This window comes from Exiguobacterium sp. s130 (assembly GCF_018619055.1).
GTDB lineage: Bacteria > Bacillota > Bacilli > Exiguobacteriales > Exiguobacteriaceae > Exiguobacterium_A.
This window is the reverse complement of record NZ_JACSNI010000002.1, coordinates 70687-89545: the sequence shown is the minus strand read 5'-3', so window position 1 is coordinate 89545 and position 18859 is coordinate 70687. Positions and strand designations below refer to the sequence as shown.

Genomic DNA, 18859 nt, shown 5'->3' with positions numbered 1-18859 from the left:
ATTTTAAATGTTGTATTAATGACGAGGCTACGAAATACTAAGACTGTCTTCATTACTTAGTGAAAAGGAAGTGGTCTTATGTTATCAAACTCTACCATTCAAATCGTTCAATCGACGGTTCCCGTCCTTGCGTCGCACGGTGCCGCGATCACGAAAGTCTTTTATCAGCGCTTGTTTCAAGCTCATCCGGAACTGAAACACGTCTTCAATCAATCGAATCAACGGAGCGACCGCCAATCGCAAGCACTCGCTACAGCCGTGTATGCCGCTGCTGCTCACATCGATCGACTCGAGACGTTAAAACCGGTCTTATTACCTGTGCTCCATAAGCACCGAAGTCTACAAATCAAGCCGGAGATGTATCCACTCGTCGGTCAAGAATTACTCGGAGCGATGCAAGACGTTTTAGGGGAAGCCGCAACGCCTGCAATCCTGCAAGCATGGGGCGAAGCGTACGGGGAGATTGCCGATTTGTTCATCACACTCGAAGCCGAACTATACGCGCAGGACGAACAGGCGAAAGACTTTTCCGGTTATCAGTCCGTCGAGATTTCTGACATTCAGGAACAAGCAGACGGCATCCGCTCGCTGACTTTCAAAACGGACGGTCCGCTCCCTGATTATCGAGCAGGGCAATACATCACGGTACGGATTCAGGATAGCGACGGCTTATGGCACAATCGTCAGTACAGTCTGACGACGGCATCAAACACGACGACTTATACGATTGGTGTCAAACGAGAAGGCATCGTCTCGGACTACTTACATGCAGCGCAAGTCGGTGACACGGTATTGATCAGTGCGCCAGCAGGTGCCTTCACGCTTGATGCATCAGGTGAACCCGTCGTTCTGATTGCTGGTGGAATCGGCATCACACCGATGCTTGCAATGGCAGACGAAGCGTTAGCTGCTGGTCGACAGGTAACGTTACATCACGCCGTCCAAGACGAACGCAATCGTCCATTTAACGAGCAACTTGCCTTGCTTGAGCAACGTGGCGCACGCGTCATTCGCTACGCAGAGCATCAGGCGACGGATCAAGTAGGTCGCCTGCCGAAAGACGTTATCGCAGGCATCACGGATCCGACATACGTCTGTGGGCCGGAAGCGATGATTCAATACGTCATTAAACACTTCACGGCGTCTTCGGACAAACTGCATTACGAAATCTTTGGACCTGCACTCGCTTTTGCCGCGGAAACGCCAGTCACGCAGTAAAAAACATCCCGCTCTCTTTGATACAGGTCAAGGAGAGCGGGATGTTTGATTAGAGTGGCAATCGTTCTGACAACGAACGGACCAAAACGACATCTGTCGCCATCCGGTTATCCCGGCGCGGTTCATCGACTGGTTCAATCGTCCAGTTTTTCGCGTGGAGTGTATTTAAGGCATGCGCTAAATCGTACATCGAATAACGATCGTTTCCGTTCAACTGATAAAGCCCCGCTTCGCGTTCAAGTAAAATCGTAACGAGCGCTTCTGCTGTATCTTCAAGCAACGAACTCGACGGATACCAGTTTCGACTTGCTTGAATGACACCGTGTTGCTTCATCTCGTTCGTGAAGAAGTCGACCATGTTGTTCGAACCTGCCTCCGTCCCGATCTGCCAGCCGATTCGGACGATTTTTGCTTGAGGATCAATTGCTTGAATCGCTTGCTCGCAAGCAATCTTATAGGCACCATACTCATCGGTCGCATCCGGTACAGCGTCCTTTTCAATCGGTGCTGGTACGTCGTCCGAAAAAACAGATACTGTACTCGTGAAAAAGAACGGAATCTGATATTCCTGGCACAAACGGACGAGCGCTTCCGTCCAACTGACGGACCCCATACCTATATGTAGGAAATAATCCGGTCGTTCCGTTTCTAAAAACGTCCGCATCTGAGACTCGTCAGTCGTTGAGACTTTCGTCCGATCCCACGCGACTGTCTCGATATCGTGCTTTGCTAAGACGTCCGCAACGACGGGTGCCACCGTTCCGTTCATGCCTGTAATGATTGCTTTCATTGTGATTCATCCCCCTTAGTTTCGATCGAAAAAATCATAAAACCACTTGCTACTTCAGTTTACACGCGAATCGCTGTATTAACGAATCTGAGGTTATTCTTCTACGACCAGTCATGACTCAAATGAAAAAAGCGCCTGCTATCCGATCTAATCTCGGTAAGCAGGCGCACTGTTTAGTTCATGATTACTCCGAAACGCCTTCCGTTGCCATTCGACGCCATAGTACATTCAAAAAGACCGTCATCCCACTGATCGGAATCAAAAACAATAATGCCGTGATCCATAAACTCTCCATCGACTCCACTCCTCATCGTTCATTTCTATCTCTAGTGTATATAAGCGCGAAACCGCTTACCTCCACCTCAAGGCGGATATTTCATCCGACCTTGTCCTGTCGTGCCTCGGTAAAGGAAACGTTACGATGAATGAGTAACCAGATAGCTGTCAACACGAGACCACTTAAGGAAAACAGTAGGAAAACAAATGAGATGTTAAAGAGCGACGTCAAGTACGATGATAATCCGTAACAGAGTGCAGAACACGCCGTTGATGTTGCGACCATCGCCGTTCGAACCCGTCCAAGCAAGTGCGCAGGCGTCGAGCGTTGTAACAATGTCGCAAACGGAATCCCGAACAATGTCAGCGCCATGCCGAGTAAAACGAATCCGCCAATCGCAAGGGGCACGGACGACATATAAGCAACGATTGCAATCGCGAGTCCTTGCAGTACGACTGCGATCCGAAACAGCTTATCCTGTCTGATCGAGACGACCCACTTGCCGTAAAGGAGCGACATCGTGATCCCCCCAATCACCGTCGCCAGTTCGAGTGCAGAAAACGTCTGGGCATTTCCCGACAAGACATCCTTGGCATATGGTGCAAGTAAAGTATTCATCGGTGTGATCATCCAGTTCGCAAGGATCGCACAACCAAGGATCCATTTTAAGCGACCGTCACGCGCGACGTAATGAATCCCTTCGAGTAACGCTTCGCGGTACGATCCGACACGCGCTCCTTCTGCGACCTGTCCCGTCATGTGTCGGACGAGCAACCAGGCAACGAGATGCAGTCCCAGATCGAGCCACAAGATACTCGCAATCGAGAAGTGGGCAACCATCATCCCACCAAGTAAGAATCCGCTTAACGTCCCGATCCGTTCGATTGTTGCGAGATAGGCATTCGCTTGCGGCAATTGGTCATCTTCGACTAGATCAACGACCCACGTGAAGACAGCATTTCCACCAACGATTTGCAGGATCGTCTGAACGACGAGCAAGCCGAGTAACCACGGTAAGACGACGTCTGTCAGACCGATTCCCACTAACGTAATACCAAGCGCTAGCAAGCGAATGAGTAAGGACGTTTGATACAACGATGCGCTGACGAAACGGTCAATCCACGGTCCAACGAACGTTGAGACGAGAAAACGAATCAAAAACACACCTGTTGCAAGCAAGGCGACACCTGAAGCACTAATCTGTTCCGCGCTCAACCAGTAAATCGCAATATAAACAAAACTCGTCCCGACAGTCGATAACAAATCGGAGACATACATAAAACGAAACGCACGTGACATGATGCTTTATTCCTTTCCTAAAACGACTTCTTGTTCATCTTACAATTTTTCTCAATTGCTGCCCATTCTTTTTTCGTCATCACATCGTCATCGTCTGTTAAGGCATTCTTACCCATCTGTAACAGAGCCGACATGTTCATTCGCTATACTAAAACGCATAGGGAGGTGAAGATCCATGAAAACGCAAACGCGTTATGACTATGAAACCGAACAGGAACAGGTCGACGTCCCGTCTGAGGCACGTCTAGGCTACTACTTTCTTTTGATTGTCCTGCCGCTTGGTCTCGCGCATCTTGTCCAGTCGCTTGCTCCTTCGCCGGATCAACACCACTCGTCCGTATTGACGGGTTTGACGTTCTTATCCATCGTCTTTTTCATGTACTTAGGTAACCGAGCTGCTGGAAATGCCAAAACGACCTTTTTCGGATACTCGATGTTCTTGAGTATCAGTCTGTTCGCGACGCTGTTTCTACCAACGGTGCCGATCATTTGAGCATAAGCAAACGAGCACATGTCCGACTTTGGACGTGTGCTCGTTTTTTAATGCGTATGCGATTCGTGTTTGCCGTCACAATACAACGTATTGCCATGTGCATGTTGATCCGTCTCGACCTGGATGGTCGCGTGGGTAATACCGACATGTTTTAAGTCGTGATCAATCTGTTCGCGAATCGACTCCGACTCCCGGACGGTCATGTTCTCCTTGACGACGACGTGACACGATAACGCGTTATAACCACTCGTGATCGACCAGATGTGTAGATCATGTAGTCCAAGAACGGCTTCGTTCGTCTGAATCGTCGAAACGACCTCATCAATGTCGACATCACTCGGCGTTCCTTCCATCAAGACGTGAACGGACGCCTTCGTCACGTAATAACCGCTCCGTAAGACGAGGATCGCTACGATGATACTCGCAAGTGGATCCGCCCATCCCCAACCGAAGAACAGGATCAGCAAGGCGGCTACAATCGCACCGACCGATCCGAGCATGTCGCTTAAGACGTGCAGATACGCACCGCGCATGTTGAGGTTATGTTCGTGCCCACCGCCGCGTGTCATGATCCAGGCAACTAAAATGTTGACGAGCAACCCGAGGACACTAATGATCAGCATCCCCGTCGTTGCGACAGCGGGTGGATCGATGAAGCGTTGAATGGCTTCAATGAAAATATAGAGAGCGATGACAATCAGCGTCACGCCATTTAGGATTGCGGCTAAGATTTCAAAGCGTTTTGAACCGAACGTCTTGTTCGCATCCGGTGCTTGACTCGAGAACTGGAAGGCTAACAGGGCAATCGCAAGTGAAATCGAATCACTTAACATGTGCCCGGCGTCTGATAACAATGCCAAACTGTTCGTCCAAATTCCGCCGATGACCTCGACGATCATGAACACAGTAATGATCAGGAACGACAGGCCGAGTACCTTTTTATTGTCCGTATGAGGATGGTGATGATGATGATCATGTGCCATGACATTGCCTCCTTTTACCTTTCATTCAAACGTCTATTCGAATTATAACGTGCCACTGTTCTTTGGTCAACGGGCTCATCCTTTATATCCCACAAGCGCTACCGTATGAAACGAACGAATGACTGGTCTACGTTTCAAAATGACTGATTCGAATCCCCTTTTGTTTGCAAGCAGGATGAATTCCCGTTCGATCCGCTCATGTAGTTCTTCCCCCTCTTCCCCTGCTTTTCCATCACAGTATGTTAAAACGAATCGTCCGTCTGGTCGTAAGGCTCGATACATTTCTTGAAGCGTTCGATCGACGGATTCCCAAAAATAGATCGTATAAATACTATAAATACCATCGACCGTCTCATGCACTAACTTCAAGTGAATCAGATTGGCTCGCTGAATCGTCGCTCGGTTTGCTTGAATGGCTTGTCGATTACGAAGCGTCGCAGAACGAACCATTGTCTTCGAAGAGATCAAGTCCCGTAACATGCGTTGCGTCCGTTTGCGAAAGGAGAATGATAGAAAAGTAAATTTCCGATATCCCTTATCACTGAAACCTAACACTATGAAATCAGAGAAACATGTAATACTATACATAGACGTTTTTTTATGGAGGGAGTCAGCAAATGAACCGTTTGAAACAATTACAGATTGTCTTGTTAGTGTTAATAACGATTTGTGCTTTTTTCTTCTGGGCAGGACATGGATTTGAAGTAAGTTCTCATCAGATCAGCGGAAACGGCAATCCAGGAATTTTATTTGCTTACATCATCGTTTTCCTGTTTCCACTTATCGTATTAGGAATCATCGTTCTTTTTTATTTGATTGACGCTCGTCCCCTCTCTTTGATGATTACGATCATTTTAGCCGCTATCTATACCTACATCGGTTATTTTCATCAGCGGGAAAGCTACGTTACATATCAGCATCTCAAAAGACAACATATGATCGATGCCGGATTAGCTTTAGATTACATCGATGATGTTTTAGTCGGATTCTCCGTTTATCTAAACTCACAATTTTTTAATCTGAACACATTTCTGATATATATCTGTTTGGTATTAATGACCGCGTCCGCTTTGTATCTTCTTCTTTCTACCATGATTCGTTTGATGCAAATAATTCGATTTCGTTAAATGACTCAGACGAGCGACCTTTTTCAAACGACTTTTATACTTATACCATCAAATTGACGGGAAGTGACCGCATGAAAAAAGAAGTACGTCCACTAGTCTATACCCTTGTCGTTCTTGTCATGCTAATTGCCGCCTATCCAACGTATCGATTAGGATCTAAGGTGATTACGGAAATCAAGATTGAACGTTTGTTGGCTGAAACAGGATACGATCAGGATATCTCTAAAAAAGAAACGGTCTATGATTCAAAAACTGGGAGATATGAGATGAAAATCACATACACGAATGAACTGGATCATACATACTACTATGAAATCATTGAGGGGCATGTACTGACGACCGTATACGACCAGCATAATGTTGAAGTGACTGTCCCTGGTCAACATGAATTAAAATAACTTGTCTTTTCAAATCAAAAACGAGTCCTCTTCACGATTTTCGTGAATGGACTCGTTTTTGGTAACTTAACATTCTTCTTTCATGTTCAATGATTCTGCCGAGCGTATCGTAATCTGTTTTGCAGCATCATCGATGGATATGACACAATCCCACGTCGGCTTTAATTGCAGTGTGCCTTTTTGATCCAACCACAAGACTGCAGTTAGTTCGATGAAGTTTCCCATGACTACCATTTTTCTCGCCTTCTCATCAATGACGGCATATAGTTCATCATCCAAGCTGATTTTCCAACCCAAAAATTCATTGACGTTCATGTATCATTTCCTCCAAACAGTCATCTGTCGTCCTAATCAATCCCTCATTAAAACGAAATCTTCCATTTGTTCCGCGCAATCAACACAACGATCAGCGAAACCAATAAAGATACTTTAAGCGTTATATCACTGATTACGTGAAATCCGTAATGAAGTGAAAAGAGTACCATGAGTAGCGCAACGACGCTTCCTAAAAAAACATGTTTTTCATTCGATCACCTCGTTTCTTCAAAGGATTTAACGTGTTGTCAATCCTTTGAAATATACCGTCCTTCTTGTTTGTTCGTAATCTGTACGCCGTCTTTATATCCCGTGACGTCAATATGACTCGATCCCGATTGATAAATCTCATATTCATTATTCGGTTCATCTTCGAACACGACGCGTGCGAAGAATTCACCTGTGCTCGTATCATAGCGAATTTCTTTGTTCTTCACATATGTCATATAATTCTGTTGCTTCAAAAAGAGATTGATTTTCTGAGTGACCTCTTGTTTTTCATCATAGTACAACGACTTATAGGCTGAAGCACCGATGATGCCGACTCCTAGAATCATCAATAACGTAATCGATACATAGGTTCGTTTCATTTCATCACTCCTGAGAATCGTTTCTGTGTCATTCTTCGTATTAGACATTCTCCTTGTTTTTAAAATGTCGATATGTTTAAACTAATAGAAGAACACAAAAAAAGGAAGTCATTTATGATAAAAAAATCCATAAAATACTTTTTAATGTCATTTATGATCATTGTTATCATCTTGAATCTTTTGAATGGTCGAGTCATTGATAATGAGCGATTAACATTAGCCGTGAACATTGCAATAGTTTATTCTTTATAGGTTTGAGGTTCTCAAAACGAAAACGTAAATAGAATGCTTACGCCTCAAAAAATGTATGTAAAGGTGGTCACATCGTGGAACAATTCATGATTTTCGGCGCTCTAATAAATCTTTTGATCATCGGCGCAGTCGTCTATGTCGTATGGAAGTTAGCAAAGAAACTCTTTAAAAAATAAGTAATTGATGTCTTTTTTGATTCATTTATGAAATTCGTATATATAATGCTTACATAAAGAAGGTCCCTTTCTCATTTGAAAAAGGGATCTTACTTAGTTTTTATCCCGCGTAATTGAACAATGGGCCACGCAATTCAAATTCATACGTTTCGCCGTCAACGATGCCGACGATTGCGTCACTTTCGATTAACTGATGCAGGAAGCCTGCCATTTCAGCCGCCGTATGATATTTCTTAACGTTTTTGCTGTAGTCGAACCCTACTTCCCCGCGCGAACGATCGGCGAACTCTGTCTCGGTCGCTGCTGGTGCGAGCACTTTCGCCCGGAGTTTCGCGCCGCCTTTTTGCAGTTCTTGCGCGAGTCCTTCCGTATAGGCACTGACATAGAACTTCGTCGCGCAGTACGTGACCGCGTTCGGTACGATCCGGTAGCCGCCAGCTGACGAGATATTGACGAGCGTCGTTCCTTCGACATCATGATGGTCGCGGACGAACAGACTCGACAGAATCGTCAGTGCCTCGATGTTCAAGCGGAGCATCTTCTCGATTTTCCCGAGATCGATGTCCTGGACGAGATCAAAATCACCAAACCCAGCATTATTGATCCATGTTTCAATTTCAAGTTCTTTTAAGCCTTCATAAAGATCATGAACATTTTGGTTATCAGCGAGATCGACCGACTTGAGGATGACATCACTGTCTGGTGAAATCTGTTTGACTTCATCCCGAAGTTTTTCGAGCTCTGACGTCCGGCGTGCGACGAGGACGAGTGACTTTCCTTTTCCTGCGAGTAGTTTTGCCGTCTCATACCCAATTCCTGAACTTGCTCCTGTAATGACCGTGTACTTCATCTAGCATATCCCCTTTTCGATTTGGTATAGTCAGAGTCTAATCCTTAGAGTGAACTCTAAGTCAAGTAGAAAGGTGAGATTCATGTATACGATTTCTGAAATCAGTCGACTGACGATGACGAGTGCCCATACGATTCGCTATTATGAGAAAGAAGGATTACTGTTTCCGAAGCGCCAGAATGGTCAACGACGTTATGACGACCAAGACGTGACGTGGCTTCGATTTGTCCTCCGCTTACGTGAAACGCATATGCCGATCGAGCAAATCCGTACGTATGTGTCACTGTTTCTTGCTCACGGCGAGCAGGATACGACCCGCGAACGCCTTGCGTTGCTTGAAGCACACCATGCAAACGTCTTAGCTCAACTGGCAGCATTACAAGAAACGGAGCGAATGATCGCAGAAAAAGTCGACACCTATCGTCGCCTCCATCCTACGATTCCCGCCCCTGATGTCATTCAATCCTCTGAGAACGCCTCCGTCAATTGACGAAAGACGTTTTCGCGTTCGTCAGTCGTCAATGCAAGAAAACTATCGCCGATATTGATTTCCGTTGCGCAGCCTTTTTCTTTCTCGACAAGATAGCCGGCGATACCAATTTTTCCGTGCGACTGGATTTCAATCAATTTTTCCTCGACGACTGCTTTATCTGCCTCAAAGTAAAGATGAAACATGTTTGAGACCGGCTCAAGGGGACGAGTCGAGATGCCTGGTATCGCATTCAAGCTGCTCGCTAGTGCTTTTGCGGCTACATAGTACTCCGCCATCCGGTCTTTTCGTTGTTCATAATAATGATCCGCGGATAGAATATACGGATAGAGACTAATCAAATCACCGCCATAGCGACGTTTCCAGATGCGAGCCTCGCGACAAAATGCTTCCGGTCCGGCTAAGATTGCTCCTGCGACGCCGCCAAGACCTTTATAAAAAGAGATATAGACACTGTCAAATAACTCTGCGATTTCTTTTGCCGATGCCTCATAGTACGGTAAGATTTCAAGTAGGCGTGCCCCATCCAAGTGCAGACGAATTCCTTGTTCCCGTGCATATGCACAAATGATTTCAAGTTCCTCACGCGACGGAAGCAGTCCGCCGAGTTCGCGTTGTGGCAGTTCGAGTAACAGGCAGCTGACGTCCGGCAAGGCTTTGACGTCGTCTATCGTCATTAAGCGATCGACTTCTCCGACTAGTACTGGTTTAATCCCGTGTAATTCCTTCAACCCATCCTGCTCATGAATCTCGAGGTGACAAAGGCGATGGTAGGCAACCTTACGATTATTCCGTTCATCAGACCAGATCCGTAACGCAATTTGTTGCGCCATCGTACCGCTCGGAAAAAAGATCGCATCGTCGTGCCCGAGTAAGTCTGCTATCTTACGTTCGAACGTTTTAATCAATTCGCCGTTTCCATACATATCGCTTGGTTGATCGGCAGAAACGCTTTGCAACGCTTCTTGTAATACTCCGATGGTTCGACTTCCGTGTCCATCCAATCGTTTTGTCGTTTTTTGGTAACTCGATCGTAAATCCACACTATTCATTCCTTTCTCAATCAATGACTATTTTTTGAAAAAATCAAAATATTCCATCTCCACTTTTGCTATACTGTGTAGCGAACGTCTGTTAGTCGTACTCGTCAAAGGAGGTGTCCCTATTGTGCAAACGCTCCGCACTCGCCTGTTGCTTCTTATTTCAATCGTCTGTCTTCTACTGCTTGCCATTCAACAATTCGTCCCGACATTCTATACATCACTGCTTGGACGAATCGATCCAGCAACAAATACATACTGCATTGATCGCTGTGGTCCGAAAGCATCGATGTTTAGTGCAGTCGAGGAAGGAACCTCATACGGCGGAGACGGAAGTACTGTCACGATTAGTGAAGCCGATCCTCCTACTCCTTGGTTCCGGACCGGTTTTGACTCTTCGGTGACGACACCTCCTTATCTTCTCATCTTATGTCTCGTTCTCCTGTTTTGTAGCTGGTTTTTATGGCACTATCTCCAGTGGTTGCGTCGTCCGCGACTAGATGCATCGGGTCATGTACTTCCACCACGCTTCCCGATTTTCGTTTACGAGACAAAAGACCTACCTGCTGACTCGATTCGAAAACAACTCGTTCGTTTTAATGAGCAACTTCCGTTTTCATTACAGCGCAGGACACATGAGACCGTGACGGAATGGTTCGAGCGAATCGCTTTTCCGTCACCTGTTGATCCGCTTTATTTTGAAGTGCGGTACGGAAAGGTACCCGTTATCTCCACTCATCAACTGACCTTCTTCGTCCAAGCTATGGAACAATATTTAAAGAAATGCCATGTCCAGTCTTCGATATCTTGAATTTTTCTCTCCTTCCGCCCTGCTCATTGAAGCTTGGCGTTTTTTTTTGCGGAGTTTAAGAGGATTTCTTGAAATTAGATTTTGGAGGATTTCTTGAAATTAGATTTTGGATGATTTCAAAATTCGGATTGACTTTTTTTCAAAATCAGACGATTAGTTGCCAGAAAAATGGGTAATATAGACTATAGTAGAGAAAGAGTTGATTTACCAGGAGAGTGAGGTGAGAAAAGTTGATTAGTGCACAAGAAGCCTATTACATTAAGAAGGAATTGAATGAAAAATTCGAGGATCCACGGATTTCCTGTGATTTTTCAATCTTTTCGCTTGAACCGTTTCAACTTCTCTTGCACGTACAGGAAGATGTTGATGAGCTCAGTACTGAATTACGATATGGCTTAAGCCGTAAGATTCGTTCCCAGCTCACACAACTTAATGCGCGTGTCGGTGGTGAACCTGTCAGGACGGTTTATGTCATATCGGCGCCTCTCATTTCCGATCGATCGTATTGCGTCATCCTACAATGAAAAATCCCCCGTGTGAGAAGCAAACACTCACGCGGGGGATTTTATCGTATTCACCCTGCCACAAGTCCCCAATCTGATTCCGTCCGTTCTCTTTCGCTCGATATAGTGCTTGATCGGCTTGGTCGATGATTTCCTTCTCTGTCGTCTGTGCTTCGGGTACAAGTGACGTCAAGCCAAGACTGACGCTGACCCGGCAAAGGGGTTCGTACTGCTCGTGTGTGATGTTCAAATCAAGAATGTCCTGTCGAATCCGTTCTGCGATATGACGGGTTTCTTCTATGCCACGCGTCAGTAAAACCGTGAACTCCTCTCCTCCGTATCGTGCGACTTGTCCATGCCGAGCCTGCCGTTTTATGACGCGAGCCACTTCCTTCAAACATTCATCCCCTTTTAAGTGACCATACGTGTCATTGTAGGACTTGAAGGCATCGACATCAATCAGTATTAAGGAGAGCGGTGTCCGCTCTTGTTTGGCTTCTTCGAGAAGCTTCTCCAATCGTTCATCGAACGCTCGCCGATTCGGGATGCCAGTCAATGCATCATGCAAGGAACGATGAATCAAGACTTGTTTGCTGCGTTCCATTCGAAACGTCTGGATGAAGGCAATCAAAACAAGAACAGCGATGCTCGCGACGACAACGATGACCCATTTCGCAGCATTCGATGCTTGCTCGGAACGTTGTGTTGCTTCCGCAATGATTCGGTTGACGTCTGTCCGCAAACGGGCATCAACCGGTCGGAACGTTTCGATGAACTGCATTCCTTGATATCGTCTTGCCTCTGCTGAAGCTCTGTCACCGTCCTTGACGAGTTCAAATTGCTTGTCGTAAAACTGCGTCGCCGTCTCGATACGGGGAATTGCTTCCGTCCGAACGAGTTTTCGCATGATGGGATGGTTCGCATCGAGCCGGTTCAGCCGCGTGATCGTTTGATCCAGCTGATTAATCGTCCGTTCATACTGTGCTAGATCCGTTTTGTTCGGTGAAAGGATGTAACTCCGGACACTGAGTTCTAAATTCAACAACGCTGGAAACAGTTCTGCTGCTTCCGTCGAGATCGGAATAGCTTCTTTTAAGATACGGGCGTTTTCTCGTTCGATTTTTAGGAAAGCTTGATAGCTCCAAACACTTGTAAATAAAAGCGCACAGAGTGCCAAAAACAAATACCGTTGCAACGTTGACCATTTCACAAGAAGACCGACCTTTCTTTCTCTATCTACTTGACTAAAGTCTATTTCTTCAATCAGTATCTTGAAGTCAAACAATTAGTCATTTGTATGAAATAATGCCCGTTGCTGACACAATCCAAACGCTTCCCGACCGCTCAATCGGTTAAGGATGTGTTTTCCAGCTGTTCTTGCGACTGACGTCTTCTTAATGCCCTCTCGGTCACGTCGTTATTCTTCCACCAAGCGACGAACAAACTGATTACCCCAACCAGACCGGTCACGAACCGTTCGACGTCATTCGATGACACCGGTAAAGCGGTAAATCCGAGCGTCGGTAAGAACAACTCTAGAAAGACATAGAGCGGTATCATGAGGCGGAGCCATGCTTGAAAACGAATCATGGCGACACCGGAAAGAGACGACGCCATGTTTGCGGTCCAACAATCCCGTCAACCGCAAGTCGAGATGTCTGCTGGAACGCTTGGATGGCTCGCGTCAAACGTATATCAAAGATTCCTGTCACCATCAGACCCAATCGCTTCTCAATCGCTCGGACGAGTTCCGGTGCTTGAATTCGTTCGCGTAGATAGTGTCCTGGTTTTGGCACGTGATGCCGCGCAAGACTGACATGATCGTACAATTCAAAATGTGGATAATCGGGAAAACGGGACCAATCGCCTCCCCAGTCCATTCCGCGCCGTTTCATTGCCGCAACGATTCGGCGAAGTCGCGCGTCCGGTGGAGAAAGAAATAATGCACCATCTTCGTAAAGGAAGACGTCAATTGCAACACCAAAATTATGGTTTGATTGTCCACCACGGGCTTGCGTCACGATCGGTCCTTGGGTCGTCCGTCCTTTTGCGTATAACGCGTTCTGTTCCGCAATGCTCCGAAAACTTTGGGCTATACCGAGTTTGATTCCATGCGGATAAAGCTCTTGAATCACGTCACGGGCAATCCGGACGACCGACGGATGCATGCCGGGAACGGTTAGTTTTTGATTCGCGCGTCGCAGTAATTCTTCTAGTTGCATCAGGCTCCCTCCCTGGTCAATGTATGTAATAAAGCAGCAATCTCGTCATCGTCAGGAATGACTTGTCGTTCCTGTTGTTTTGCCTCGTATGCGCGTTGTGCTTCTTTTTCACGTTCTACCCAATTCGGTAATTGAAATAATGAATTATTCCTTCTCGAACGTTTGGTTACTTGTTTCGAACGTTCTGACGCGGATCCGGTTGCAAGACGCTTAACGACCTGTTCAATGTAACCGAAATGACGACTGTTCGCCCGTCCCGCTTCTTCAATTGCGTACTGGATTCGCTCGATTGGATGTTCGTTCGCAAGCAACAGCAACTCTTGTTCGATTCGTGGTGACGCCTTTCCGATATTCGACTTATACTGTTGCACCAGTTCCTTTTTTAAAGACGTCTTCTTCAAGACTTCTTCTTCGGAGCCAGCAGAAGTCTCGGGGGCAGTCGTCTCGTGACTCGCCGGGGATGGCGTATCGACACGGGGCAGGACACGATAAGCATTCGAGGTCTGTCCTCCGTGTTTCGTGAACCGTTCGACTTTCTCGATCCGACCACTTGCGATCAAGGTCTGGATACACGACTTGACTGTCGATTTACTGCACGGAACAGCATCGGCAATCGTCTGATAGGACGGAAACGCTTGACCATCTTGACCGCTGAAGCTTTCAAGGATCAGGTAGATCATTTTTTCATGGACGGACGCGAATGCCGTCCCGCTCCGTAAGAGCGTATGGGGAACCGGAAGATATGGAGCTTGCATGGTGATTCCTCCTTTCTAAGAAATATGACAGGAAGAAATCGAGGATTGTTCGAAAAGAGAGAAGAAGATATTTTTTGAGAGGAGTGACAGGATGAACGAACTATTCACCTATTATCTACAAGAACTTGATCGCTATCATCCGGAGGCGTTGATTCATCATCTCGATCATGACATGTGGTCGATTAGTCAAATGTACGATCATTTGATCGTCGTCAGTCATGAGTATTTGGATGAAGTCGAGTCGTGCCGGTTCGCACCCGTGACCACGTCCGGGAAGTCACCGTTCGGCGAACAGTTATTTGCTGTCGGTGCATTTCCGGCGACACCGATCCGGTTACCGGATGCAATGAACGCCCCACCGAACGAGACGGATCAGGTTGAACAATTACGGACACGTTGGTTGCAACTGATTGATCGTCATGTAACGCTCGCAACGATTGCTCAGGCGACACCCGTTGATCAAAAGACGCAACACGGTGGGATGGGCTGGTTGAACGCTGCCGAGTGGTATGCCCTCGTCTCGTACCATCTCGCGCATCACCGGCATCAAAAACGACGACTCGACGCTGCGCTAGCCAATTGAACAGGAAAAAGCGCTCTCCGCATGCGAAGAGCGCTTCGATTCATTTTAAGACATCCCAATTCGAAAAGTGTCGTGCCTCAAGATCGAGTTGTTGTTCCTCAATCCAGCGGAATGCTTCAAGTACGAGCGGTGACGCATTGTCGATTGAAACTTCACTCGCCTTGACCCAACGCGCACCGAGTGAGTCTTGTCCAACGAATTGCTTGGGAATGCCAAGCGTTCCATCGGTCTGTCGAACGAGATAAAAGACGGCGATATGATGGACTTCATCGAACTCTCGCCAGTCCCACGGGAACTTGAAGTCAGCGACGCCGATCTGTCGTTCGAGTGCTACCTCAAGCCCTGTCTCTTCCGTAAACTCACGGCGCATCGCCGTAGCGAGCGTCTCCCCTTCTTCTAGGCTACCCCCTGGTAAATCATAGCGATTGATATACGGTCTACCATTTTTATCGATGACGAGTAAGGCATCCTCTTTCATTAATAAGCCATAGACTCCAAATGCACGGTGACAACGAATCGTTTTCATTCATCATACCTCCCTTCACTTCTCTTTTACATTTTTTATTTTTTATCACAATGACACTTAAACATATTGATATCTAAAGAACGCGGTAATGCGGTTAGCTTTATAGTAATCGTTACAAAATCAGTCTAAAGTCTAACGTAATAGTTCGTATCTCATCATACACTTTACATAGATCACTAAATGAAAAGTCATATGGAAAGAAGGATTGCTACCATGAATCCCCTGAAGTTAAGTGTTTTTTTACTAAAGTCATGCCTATTTGTACTATCTCTTGGTCTACTGAGTTTAGCGGGCTATGCCATCCCTACATTGCTGAACGGAATCAAGAGTTCAATCATTTTTGAAAAACCAGGATATGTCGTATTGATCGTTGCTTATATTGCTCTTATACCGCTAATGACTTCTATTTTTCACGGTTTCCGCATTTTGAGCGCCTTTACAAAAAGGCAGGACACGGCTATTCGTATTTCTTCATCGTCGTATAGCATTAAAAAGGCATTCCTCGTGATTGCTGTTTTAGCGATTTCTATTCTTCCCGTGTTTTTTTATATAGGTCAGTTAGATGATGCTCCTGGATTAGTGCTTGTAGGAATAAGTATCGTCATCATCCCACTAGCCATCAGTGCCTTTTTTAACTGCGTGCAATACATGATGAAGAAACATATTGTTACTTCATGAATGAATCGTTAACAGATGAACGAATGTCCCTTAAAACGGCTTGAATTCGGTACTTTACCGGACTCAAGCCGTTTGTTCGTTGTTTAAAGTACGCTTGGATCACAAACGAACGTTCAGCGACCTCCATAACGTTACGTAGACGACGATACTCTCACTACAGGATATTTCAATGAACTACATGGGATCACTCTACTAAGACGAGACAAACAGGTGGCCCCCTAGCTTTAATGATAGGATCAAGAGAGTCAACGTATAGACTGACTCAAACGTCTTGAGACAAATGGGAACAGACTAAATGCGTAATATCGCGTTTTTTTATTGGGTATCCTTTCCATCATTCCTATTCATGACGGTCGGGATGAAAGCATCTAAATAGCCGTCAAACGGCTAGAATTCGAGACTATAGTTGTCGTATGTATAAGCGTCCGCCCTGGAATATTCGCGACGAGTAGATAATCTTTTGTCTGCTTTAGGACATATCCATCCCACGAATAGTGCGGACGTCCGTCAAGTTTCCGTGCCTCAATCATAAGACGTTTTAATTTCACTTCATCCCTCCCTTTTCCTGAAGCTCTCTTATTTTACCAAATACTTTCAATAGAGCAAGGATTTTCCTGAATCTTTAAAATTTTGAGTCTCTCTCGTTGACATCCCTTTTCAAACTGCTATCGTGAAAGTATCATACTCAAGGATGTGGAACTCATGTTCATTGCCGAGTTGTTATTGAATGCTTGTATCGCCTTCACCGGCTTTTATTTAATCGCTAAAATCATCTATAGTCAACGCCTCGCATCGAGCAGAATGAAGTCCCTCATCGTTGGTCTTGCGACCGGACTACTCGGTGTGCTATTGATGTTCAAAGGAATTGCAGTCAATGAATCGTTACGGATGGACTTACGTCATTTACCGCTCGTCCTGCTCGCTTTTTATGGCGTTCGTTCGCCTCTCATCATCGCGACGCTGATCATCGGTTGTTCTCGATTTTACTTCGGCTGGACCCCGCAATCAATCGTCGCCTTTCTCGCAGTCCTCGGCATCAGCACCGGGATGTACTTCATTCATAAGCGGTTACTCCATCGACCGCTCTTGCAAAACCTGATTATGAACGTCTGGTCCTTGTTCATGATCTCGATCGCTGTCTCGATCAATCTCGGCTTCAGTGACGCCGCTCTTCGTTTACTTGCTTCAACGTGGACGATCGGACTTGCGGTTGGACTGTTATCGAGTCTCTTGACGATCGACTTTCAGTTGCTCAACGAACAGGTCCAGCGTTATAAACAATCAGCAGAACTCGATCACTTGACAGGACTGTACAATCGGCGTGTCTGGGACGAACAGACGGCATTGCTTGAAGCAGAAGGACGCGTCTACAATGTGCTTGCGCTCGATATCGATCATTTCAAGCATGTCAACGATACGTACGGTCATGCGAACGGTGATCTCGTCTTGCAACAGTTCGCACGGATCTTACAGGAGGAGACACGTCCGCATGATATCACTGCTCGAATTGGCGGCGAGGAATTCATGGTCCTCATCTATGATCTCACGCCTCCAAAAGTCATGAAAGTCGCTAACCGGATTCGAGAACGGATCGCGAACACACACTTTCAGCTTGACGGATCCCCGTCGATAGCCATCACGGCATCCGTCGGGATCGCTCACGGGAAACATATTGCCATTCAACGAATGAATATTCTTGCGGACGACGCATTATATGCCTCAAAGGAACAAGGACGAAATCGTGTCATTCTGTATGAAGCGGATGACGAGGCAGCCGTCACGACAAACGAACGGGAACCGGTTCGCTCATAAGAAAGGAGTACTCGCCTATGTTAGAGCGAATGAAACAGATCGCTAAACGGATGAAGCAACAATTATCAGTCCTCTCTTATGCAATCGAACATCCTCGTTTACCTCGTCATATCAAATGGGGAATCATCGCCTTGATCGCCTATACTGTCAGTCCGATCGACTTGATACCAGATTTTTTGCCCGTCATCGGCCTTCTCGACGATCTCTTACTCGTTCCACTCGGTATCTACTTCATCATCCGTTCGATTCCTAAAGAAATCTTGACACAAGCACAACGACGACTTGAACAACAAGGAACTCGTTCCTTTCCATTGCTCCGACGTTATGGTCTAGCGTTCGTATTAGTTTGTTGGGGCATTGGTATCGGTCTTGTGATATGGTGGATAGCGTAAAATCAACCAAATCCACCCATAAGGAGTAGTTCAATGAATAATGAGTTTGAGTTCATGACGACATCGGAAGCAATTCTATTCGTCAGTTCCTTTTTCATGTGGCTTTACATTGGTCGGCATTTCGTCATGATCACGACGTTCGACGACTTATTTTTGACGCAATCTTGGTGGTTACTACTTCCGGTCATCACCTTCATTCTATTCTTACGCTCGTTCGTCGTGCGGCGCTTGATTCTCCATCATAGTCAAGAAGATGAGGACTTGTCACGCGAAGCATAA

26 protein-coding genes are annotated in these 18859 nt (G+C 46.1%); 12 read left to right on the top strand and 14 right to left on the bottom strand.

Going from position 1 to position 18859, the window contains the following annotated elements; genetic code table 11:
* Positions 1-78 precede the first annotated feature (78 nt).
* Positions 79-1218 (top strand): globin domain-containing protein, encoded by a 1140-nt coding sequence (locus HZS85_RS04205; protein ID WP_214853548.1) that lies wholly within the window; start codon positions 79-81, stop codon positions 1216-1218.
* Positions 1219-1267: 49 nt separating this feature from the next.
* Here HZS85_RS04205 and HZS85_RS04200 read toward each other — a convergent pair whose 3' ends face one another.
* Together HZS85_RS04200 and HZS85_RS04195 are read right to left on the bottom strand one after the other, a co-directional pair.
* A complete protein-coding gene (locus HZS85_RS04200) occupies positions 1268-2008 on the bottom strand; it encodes a sugar nucleotide-binding protein (protein ID WP_035408136.1) in 741 nt (246 codons plus the stop codon).
* A gap of 376 nt (positions 2009-2384) precedes the next feature.
* Positions 2385-3584: an MFS transporter gene (locus tag HZS85_RS04195; RefSeq protein ID WP_214853545.1), complete on the bottom strand. Its 1200-nt coding sequence runs from the start codon at positions 3582-3584 to the stop codon at positions 2385-2387.
* Positions 3585-3759: 175 nt separating this feature from the next.
* Between HZS85_RS04195 and HZS85_RS04190 the strand changes: the two genes are divergently transcribed.
* Positions 3760-4077, top strand: a complete 318-nt coding sequence (locus HZS85_RS04190) for a hypothetical protein (protein ID WP_023468204.1) — start codon at positions 3760-3762, stop codon at positions 4075-4077.
* Between the two features lie 47 nt (positions 4078-4124).
* Here HZS85_RS04190 and HZS85_RS04185 read toward each other — a convergent pair whose 3' ends face one another.
* The gene (locus HZS85_RS04185; RefSeq protein ID WP_214853542.1) at positions 4125-5060 is read right to left on the bottom strand and encodes a cation diffusion facilitator family transporter; all 936 of its coding nucleotides are present in this window, start codon (positions 5058-5060) and stop codon (positions 4125-4127) included.
* A 75-nt stretch (positions 5061-5135) separates the two neighbouring features.
* Entirely contained in the window at positions 5136-5540 is a 405-nt protein-coding gene (locus HZS85_RS04180; protein ID WP_214853540.1) for a class I SAM-dependent methyltransferase, read from the bottom strand.
* 137 nt (positions 5541-5677) lie between these two features.
* Here HZS85_RS04180 and HZS85_RS04175 point away from each other — a divergent pair, with 137 nt between their 5' ends.
* Together HZS85_RS04175 and HZS85_RS04170 are read left to right on the top strand one after the other, a co-directional pair.
* A complete protein-coding gene (locus HZS85_RS04175; protein ID WP_214853538.1) occupies positions 5678-6187 on the top strand; it encodes a hypothetical protein in 510 nt (169 codons plus the stop codon).
* Positions 6188-6258: 71 nt separating this feature from the next.
* A complete protein-coding gene (locus tag HZS85_RS04170) occupies positions 6259-6585 on the top strand; it encodes a DUF3139 domain-containing protein (protein WP_214853536.1) in 327 nt (108 codons plus the stop codon).
* Positions 6586-6651: 66 nt separating this feature from the next.
* On the opposite strand, the gene HZS85_RS04165 is transcribed toward HZS85_RS04170, so the two are convergent.
* The 3 genes from HZS85_RS04165 to HZS85_RS04155 all read right to left on the bottom strand — a co-directional run bounded on the left by HZS85_RS04165 (position 6652) and on the right by HZS85_RS04155 (position 8768).
* Positions 6652-6900 (bottom strand): hypothetical protein, encoded by a 249-nt coding sequence (locus HZS85_RS04165; protein WP_214853534.1) that lies wholly within the window; start codon positions 6898-6900, stop codon positions 6652-6654.
* Between the two features lie 248 nt (positions 6901-7148).
* The gene (locus HZS85_RS04160) at positions 7149-7490 is read right to left on the bottom strand and encodes a DUF3139 domain-containing protein (protein ID WP_214853532.1); all 342 of its coding nucleotides are present in this window, start codon (positions 7488-7490) and stop codon (positions 7149-7151) included.
* 528 nt (positions 7491-8018) lie between these two features.
* Positions 8019-8768, bottom strand: coding sequence for an SDR family NAD(P)-dependent oxidoreductase (locus HZS85_RS04155; protein ID WP_214853529.1), 750 nt, complete (start codon positions 8766-8768; stop codon positions 8019-8021).
* Positions 8769-8850: 82 nt separating this feature from the next.
* Between HZS85_RS04155 and HZS85_RS04150 the strand changes: the two genes are divergently transcribed.
* Complete coding sequence (locus tag HZS85_RS04150) at positions 8851-9258, top strand: MerR family transcriptional regulator (protein WP_214853527.1); 408 nt, start codon at positions 8851-8853, stop codon at positions 9256-9258.
* On the opposite strand, the gene HZS85_RS04145 is transcribed toward HZS85_RS04150, so the two are convergent.
* Positions 9228-10301: a threonine aldolase family protein gene (locus HZS85_RS04145; RefSeq protein ID WP_396208868.1), complete on the bottom strand. Its 1074-nt coding sequence runs from the start codon at positions 10299-10301 to the stop codon at positions 9228-9230. The genes HZS85_RS04150 and HZS85_RS04145 overlap by 31 nt on opposite strands.
* Before the next feature lie 124 nt (positions 10302-10425).
* Here HZS85_RS04145 and HZS85_RS04140 point away from each other — a divergent pair, with 124 nt between their 5' ends.
* Together HZS85_RS04140 and HZS85_RS04135 are read left to right on the top strand one after the other, a co-directional pair.
* Positions 10426-11109 (top strand): hypothetical protein, encoded by a 684-nt coding sequence (locus HZS85_RS04140; RefSeq protein ID WP_214853511.1) that lies wholly within the window; start codon positions 10426-10428, stop codon positions 11107-11109.
* 230 nt (positions 11110-11339) lie between these two features.
* Entirely contained in the window at positions 11340-11633 is a 294-nt protein-coding gene (locus HZS85_RS04135) for a hypothetical protein (RefSeq protein ID WP_035408158.1), read from the top strand.
* Here HZS85_RS04135 and HZS85_RS04130 read toward each other — a convergent pair.
* The 4 genes from HZS85_RS04130 to HZS85_RS04115 form a co-directional block, all read right to left on the bottom strand.
* Complete coding sequence (locus tag HZS85_RS04130; protein ID WP_214853508.1) at positions 11620-12822, bottom strand: GGDEF domain-containing protein; 1203 nt, start codon at positions 12820-12822, stop codon at positions 11620-11622. The genes HZS85_RS04135 and HZS85_RS04130 overlap by 14 nt on opposite strands.
* Positions 12823-12956: 134 nt before the next feature.
* Positions 12957-13229 (bottom strand): phage holin, encoded by a 273-nt coding sequence (locus tag HZS85_RS04125; protein WP_214853506.1) that lies wholly within the window; start codon positions 13227-13229, stop codon positions 12957-12959.
* On the bottom strand, positions 13199-13834 hold the full coding sequence (locus HZS85_RS04120; RefSeq protein WP_035408163.1) for a M15 family metallopeptidase: 636 nt from the start codon (positions 13832-13834) through the stop codon (positions 13199-13201). Before HZS85_RS04120 ends, HZS85_RS04125 begins: the two co-directional genes overlap by 31 nt.
* Positions 13834-14589, bottom strand: a complete 756-nt coding sequence (locus tag HZS85_RS04115) for a helix-turn-helix domain-containing protein (protein WP_214853502.1) — start codon at positions 14587-14589, stop codon at positions 13834-13836. Before HZS85_RS04115 ends, HZS85_RS04120 begins: the two co-directional genes overlap by 1 nt.
* Positions 14590-14680: 91 nt before the next feature.
* Between HZS85_RS04115 and HZS85_RS04110 the strand changes: the two genes are divergently transcribed.
* Positions 14681-15172: a DinB family protein gene (locus HZS85_RS04110; RefSeq protein WP_214853500.1), complete on the top strand. Its 492-nt coding sequence runs from the start codon at positions 14681-14683 to the stop codon at positions 15170-15172.
* A gap of 40 nt (positions 15173-15212) precedes the next feature.
* Here the strand turns inward: HZS85_RS04110 and HZS85_RS04105 are convergent, their stop codons facing one another.
* The gene (locus HZS85_RS04105) at positions 15213-15698 is read right to left on the bottom strand and encodes an NUDIX hydrolase (protein ID WP_214853497.1); all 486 of its coding nucleotides are present in this window, start codon (positions 15696-15698) and stop codon (positions 15213-15215) included.
* 213 nt (positions 15699-15911) lie between these two features.
* On the opposite strand from HZS85_RS04105, the gene HZS85_RS04100 reads away from it, so the two are divergent.
* A complete protein-coding gene (locus tag HZS85_RS04100) occupies positions 15912-16376 on the top strand; it encodes a hypothetical protein (protein WP_214853494.1) in 465 nt (154 codons plus the stop codon).
* Between the two features lie 368 nt (positions 16377-16744).
* Here HZS85_RS04100 and HZS85_RS04095 read toward each other — a convergent pair whose 3' ends face one another.
* Positions 16745-16924, bottom strand: coding sequence for a hypothetical protein (locus HZS85_RS04095; RefSeq protein ID WP_214853491.1), 180 nt, complete (start codon positions 16922-16924; stop codon positions 16745-16747).
* Positions 16925-17078: 154 nt separating this feature from the next.
* Between HZS85_RS04095 and HZS85_RS04090 the strand changes: the two genes are divergently transcribed.
* From HZS85_RS04090 to HZS85_RS04080, 3 genes are read left to right on the top strand one after another with little or no spacing between them, the layout of a single operon-like run.
* Positions 17079-18188, top strand: a complete 1110-nt coding sequence (locus HZS85_RS04090; RefSeq protein ID WP_214853488.1) for a GGDEF domain-containing protein — start codon at positions 17079-17081, stop codon at positions 18186-18188.
* Between the two features lie 17 nt (positions 18189-18205).
* Positions 18206-18580: a YkvA family protein gene (locus HZS85_RS16855; protein ID WP_214853486.1), complete on the top strand. Its 375-nt coding sequence runs from the start codon at positions 18206-18208 to the stop codon at positions 18578-18580.
* A 33-nt stretch (positions 18581-18613) separates the two neighbouring features.
* Complete coding sequence (locus HZS85_RS04080) at positions 18614-18859, top strand: hypothetical protein (protein ID WP_214853484.1); 246 nt, start codon at positions 18614-18616, stop codon at positions 18857-18859.

Excerpts from the sequence above, each read along its gene's own strand:
- HZS85_RS04185 (WP_214853542.1), bottom strand. The coding sequence starts at position 5,060 with ATGGCACATGATCATCATCATCACCATCCTCATACGGACAATAAAAAG.
- HZS85_RS04115 (WP_214853502.1), bottom strand. The coding sequence starts at position 14,589 with ATGCAAGCTCCATATCTTCCGGTTCCCCATACGCTCTTACGGAGCGGG.
- HZS85_RS04160 (WP_214853532.1), bottom strand. The coding sequence starts at position 7,490 with ATGAAACGAACCTATGTATCGATTACGTTATTGATGATTCTAGGAGTC.
- HZS85_RS16855 (WP_214853486.1), top strand. The coding sequence starts at position 18,206 with ATGTTAGAGCGAATGAAACAGATCGCTAAACGGATGAAGCAACAATTA.
- HZS85_RS04170 (WP_214853536.1), top strand. The coding sequence starts at position 6,259 with ATGAAAAAAGAAGTACGTCCACTAGTCTATACCCTTGTCGTTCTTGTC.
- HZS85_RS04080 (WP_214853484.1), top strand. The coding sequence starts at position 18,614 with ATGAATAATGAGTTTGAGTTCATGACGACATCGGAAGCAATTCTATTC.
- HZS85_RS04180 (WP_214853540.1), bottom strand. The coding sequence starts at position 5,540 with ATGTTACGGGACTTGATCTCTTCGAAGACAATGGTTCGTTCTGCGACG.
- HZS85_RS04205 (WP_214853548.1), top strand. The coding sequence starts at position 79 with ATGTTATCAAACTCTACCATTCAAATCGTTCAATCGACGGTTCCCGTC.
- HZS85_RS04110 (WP_214853500.1), top strand. The coding sequence starts at position 14,681 with ATGAACGAACTATTCACCTATTATCTACAAGAACTTGATCGCTATCAT.
- HZS85_RS04200 (WP_035408136.1), bottom strand. The coding sequence starts at position 2,008 with ATGAAAGCAATCATTACAGGCATGAACGGAACGGTGGCACCCGTCGTT.
- HZS85_RS04175 (WP_214853538.1), top strand. The coding sequence starts at position 5,678 with ATGAACCGTTTGAAACAATTACAGATTGTCTTGTTAGTGTTAATAACG.
- HZS85_RS04155 (WP_214853529.1), bottom strand. The coding sequence starts at position 8,768 with ATGAAGTACACGGTCATTACAGGAGCAAGTTCAGGAATTGGGTATGAG.
- HZS85_RS04195 (WP_214853545.1), bottom strand. The coding sequence starts at position 3,584 with ATGTCACGTGCGTTTCGTTTTATGTATGTCTCCGATTTGTTATCGACT.
- HZS85_RS04100 (WP_214853494.1), top strand. The coding sequence starts at position 15,912 with ATGAATCCCCTGAAGTTAAGTGTTTTTTTACTAAAGTCATGCCTATTT.
- HZS85_RS04120 (WP_035408163.1), bottom strand. The coding sequence starts at position 13,834 with ATGCAACTAGAAGAATTACTGCGACGCGCGAATCAAAAACTAACCGTT.
- HZS85_RS04150 (WP_214853527.1), top strand. The coding sequence starts at position 8,851 with ATGTATACGATTTCTGAAATCAGTCGACTGACGATGACGAGTGCCCAT.
- HZS85_RS04190 (WP_023468204.1), top strand. The coding sequence starts at position 3,760 with ATGAAAACGCAAACGCGTTATGACTATGAAACCGAACAGGAACAGGTC.
- HZS85_RS04090 (WP_214853488.1), top strand. The coding sequence starts at position 17,079 with ATGTTCATTGCCGAGTTGTTATTGAATGCTTGTATCGCCTTCACCGGC.
- HZS85_RS04105 (WP_214853497.1), bottom strand. The coding sequence starts at position 15,698 with ATGAAAACGATTCGTTGTCACCGTGCATTTGGAGTCTATGGCTTATTA.
- HZS85_RS04125 (WP_214853506.1), bottom strand. The coding sequence starts at position 13,229 with ATGGCGTCGTCTCTTTCCGGTGTCGCCATGATTCGTTTTCAAGCATGG.
- HZS85_RS04165 (WP_214853534.1), bottom strand. The coding sequence starts at position 6,900 with ATGAACGTCAATGAATTTTTGGGTTGGAAAATCAGCTTGGATGATGAA.